The sequence below is a fragment of the Escherichia sp. XD33 genome (genome assembly GCF_019375075.1).
GTDB classification, from domain to species: Bacteria; Pseudomonadota; Gammaproteobacteria; order Enterobacterales; family Enterobacteriaceae; genus Enterobacter; species Enterobacter flexneri_A.
This window is the reverse complement of sequence record NZ_JAENDM010000137.1, coordinates 1-2,879: the sequence shown is the minus strand read 5'-3', so window position 1 is coordinate 2,879 and position 2,879 is coordinate 1. Positions and strand designations below refer to the sequence as shown.

Annotated in this window: 6 protein-coding genes; 5 read left to right on the top strand and 1 reads right to left on the bottom strand. The window is 46.9% G+C overall.

Going from position 1 to position 2,879, the window contains the following annotated elements:
• The 5 genes from K0778_RS25500 to K0778_RS25480 form a co-directional block, all read left to right on the top strand.
• The coding region (locus tag K0778_RS25500) for a site-specific DNA-methyltransferase (protein ID WP_153449168.1) at positions 1-630 on the top strand (630 nt) is incomplete at its 5' end.
• Between the two features lie 76 nt (positions 631-706).
• Positions 707-1,042, top strand: coding sequence for a phage holin, lambda family (locus tag K0778_RS25495; protein ID WP_001120502.1), 336 nt, complete (start codon positions 707-709; stop codon positions 1,040-1,042).
• Positions 1,043-1,045: 3 nt separating this feature from the next.
• A complete protein-coding gene (locus K0778_RS25490) occupies positions 1,046-1,522 on the top strand; it encodes a glycoside hydrolase family 104 protein (protein WP_001197767.1) in 477 nt (158 codons plus the stop codon).
• Positions 1,519-1,956 carry a lysis protein gene (locus tag K0778_RS25485; RefSeq protein ID WP_001446997.1) on the top strand — a complete coding sequence of 146 codons (438 nt, stop codon included), beginning with the start codon at positions 1,519-1,521 and terminating at the stop codon, positions 1,954-1,956. The genes K0778_RS25490 and K0778_RS25485 overlap by 4 nt, the downstream gene beginning before the upstream one ends.
• Positions 1,944-2,096 (top strand): hypothetical protein, encoded by a 153-nt coding sequence (locus tag K0778_RS25480; protein WP_001139678.1) that lies wholly within the window; start codon positions 1,944-1,946, stop codon positions 2,094-2,096. Before K0778_RS25485 ends, K0778_RS25480 begins: the two co-directional genes overlap by 13 nt.
• A 350-nt stretch (positions 2,097-2,446) precedes the next feature.
• Here the strand turns inward: K0778_RS25480 and K0778_RS25475 are convergent, their stop codons facing one another.
• Positions 2,447-2,857 carry a DUF1398 domain-containing protein gene (locus K0778_RS25475; RefSeq protein ID WP_000079508.1) on the bottom strand — a complete coding sequence of 137 codons (411 nt, stop codon included), beginning with the start codon at positions 2,855-2,857 and terminating at the stop codon, positions 2,447-2,449.
• Between the last annotated feature and the right edge of the window lie 22 nt (positions 2,858-2,879).

Here is a 2,879-nt window from a genome sequence, read left to right as displayed (position 1 = left end):
GGCAAAAGTGACGGCTATGCGGCAAAAGAAAGGGAACTCAAACAGCACATAATGGCACCGCTGATATCGTATTTCAGGGATGCTCGTGCCGAACTGGGTATAACGGCAAAACAAATTGCTGAAGCCACAGGTAAGAAAAATATGGTTTCCCACTGGTTTGGTGCCAGTCAGTGGCAGTTGCCGAATGAGGCTGACTACCGGAAGTTGCAGGCACTGTTTTCCCGTATAGCGGCAGAGAAATTTCAGGAACAACAACTGGAACAACCACACCACCAGCTGGTGGCATCTTATGATTCACTGAATCGCAAATATTCTGAATTGCTGGATGAGTTTAAAACTCTCCGGCGCTATTTCTCCGTATCAGTTTCCGTGCCTTATACCGACGTCTGGACGCATAAACCCGTTCAGTTCTACCCGGGTAAACATCCGTGTGAGAAGCCTGCGGATATGCTCCGGCAAATAATCAGTGCCAGTAGTCGACAAGGCGATCTGGTTGCTGATTTCTTTATGGGATCCGGTTCCACAATAAAAGCGGCAATGGCGCTGGGGCGTCGGGCGTTAGGTGTTGAACTTGAGTCAGAGCGGTTTAATCAGACGGTGAAAGAGGTAAGTGAACTGGTGGGGAAATAATTCTGGTGGCCACGTTGCGTGGCCTTTTTATTTCCAACACAGCACCCGCAAATATCGCGAGGTGAGAGATGACGAAATGCCTCATAACCCAAATACCTGGCCGGACTGGCTGGAGTTGTTTCAGAGCTGGTGGCGTGGAGATACGCCGCTGGGCGCAGTGATTATGTCGATTGTTATGGCTGGTTTGCGCATCGCCTATTTTGGCGGTGGTGGTGGCTGGAAGCGAAAAACGCTCGAGATTTTGCTATGTGGCGCTCTGACGTTGACCTTTGCATCCGCGCTTGAGTATGTCGGATGGCCTAAATCGCTTTCTGTTGCCATTGGTGGTGGGGTGGGGCTGATCGGTGTCGATGCTATTCGTGGGGCTGCAATGAGAGTAATCGGTAACAAGTTTGGTAGCTCGAAGGAGTAATTTATGCAGGTACTAAATTCCCAGCGTAAAGCTTTCCTGGATATGGTTGCATGGTCAGAAGGAACGGATAACGGGCGACAACCGACACGTAACCACGGTTATGATGTTATTGTCGGTGGTGAACTGTTTACTGATTACTCCGATCACCCTCGCAAACTTGTCACGCTAAACCCAAAACTCAAATCAACAGCAGCCGGACGTTACCAGCTTCTTTCCCGTTGGTGGGATGCCTATCGTAAGCAGCTTGGCCTGAAAGACTTCTCTCCGAAAAGCCAGGACGCTGTGGCATTGCAACAGATTAAAGAGCGTGGCGCTTTACCGATGATTGACCGCGGTGATATTCGTCAGGCAATCGACCGTTGCAGCAATATCTGGGCTTCATTGCCGGGCGCTGGTTATGGTCAGTTCGAGCATAAGGCTGACAGTCTGATTTCAAAATTCAAAGAAGCAGGCGGAACGGTCAGAGAGATTGAGGCATGAGCAGAGTCACCGCGATTATCTCCGCTCTGGTTATCTGCATCATCGTCTGCCTGTTATGGGCTGTTAATCATTACCGTGATAACGCCATCGCCTACAAAGCCCAGCGCGACAAAGCCACATCCATCATCGCTGACATGCAGAAGCGTCAACGTGACGTAGCAGAACTCGACGCCAGATATACAAAGGAGCTTGCTGATGCTAACGCGACTATCGAAAGTCTCCGTGATGATGTTTCTGCTGGGCGTAAGCGGCTGCAAGTCGCCGCCTCATGTGCAAAGTCAAAGACCGGAGCCAGCAGCATGGGCGATGGAGAAAGCCCAAGACTTACAGCAGATGCTGAACTCAATTATTACCGTCTCCGAAGTGGAATCGACAGGATAACCGCGCAGGTTAACTACCTGCAGGAGTACATCAGGACGCAATGCCTTCGATGATAGCGATAATTTTACTCATCATCCTTCACATTTGGCTCTGTAGACAGGGTGGTGCTCACTTCTGGAGTGAATCCAGATTAAACATCTCATTGCTGATGCTTGATATTGAGCATTTTGCGCGCGGTAAGGGGCTGCGTTGAGATAAGAGCCAGTCATTACAAATACCAAGATTTAGCCTCGCATTCGCGGGGCTTTTTATTGCCATTACAAAAGCACTTCCTACAGAGTGGCTTTGATAATGGCTTATACCCTACACGGGATAACTTAACTGATATCCCTTTTAAAGGATAAAGGTATTCAAGCCTGACACATCATGCGCTGTATCGTCGCCGTATTCCCGTATTAACAGAGACCGTAGCCCGACGGGGAACTCCTTCTGCGAGAGTGTGCGGGAATAATCAAAAACGATGCACACCGGGGTTACCGGGTACACATATTTCATCATGCCAGCGAGTCCGGTTCTGGCACGGAAGAAACCGGACGTTATGATTTAGTGCGGAAATATTTGTGTAGTGTTCTGAATGTTCTCAGTAAAGAGTAATGAATTATCAAAGGTATAGTAATACCTTTTGTTTTCGTGGATATTTGTAATCCATCTGAAAACCCCTGCTGTAGCAAGATTTTTCCTGTATTCGTAAAATGATAACTCTCCTGATTTGAATCCTTTTAAGGTGGCTTCTATAAGGCATTTATTTTTTGAAAATCTTACATTTACAACCTTACCCTGTCCTTTTATTAAAACCGTATTATCGTTTTCAAGAACAAGATGAATATTCTCTGTGGCTAAATAGTAAATGTAATGTGAGACATTGTGACGTTTTAGTTCAGAATAAAACCAGTGATAGTTTAAATTATTTCGCACTTTATCGAATATTTGTTTAAAAATGGCAACCTGAGCCATTGTAGTACCTTCCATGTGATAT

Excerpts from the sequence above, each read along its gene's own strand:
- K0778_RS25475 (WP_000079508.1), bottom strand. The coding sequence starts at position 2,857 with ATGGCTCAGGTTGCCATTTTTAAACAAATATTCGATAAAGTGCGAAAT.
- K0778_RS25490 (WP_001197767.1), top strand. The coding sequence starts at position 1,046 with ATGCAGGTACTAAATTCCCAGCGTAAAGCTTTCCTGGATATGGTTGCA.
- K0778_RS25485 (WP_001446997.1), top strand. The coding sequence starts at position 1,519 with ATGAGCAGAGTCACCGCGATTATCTCCGCTCTGGTTATCTGCATCATC.
- K0778_RS25495 (WP_001120502.1), top strand. The coding sequence starts at position 707 with ATGCCTCATAACCCAAATACCTGGCCGGACTGGCTGGAGTTGTTTCAG.
- K0778_RS25480 (WP_001139678.1), top strand. The coding sequence starts at position 1,944 with ATGCCTTCGATGATAGCGATAATTTTACTCATCATCCTTCACATTTGG.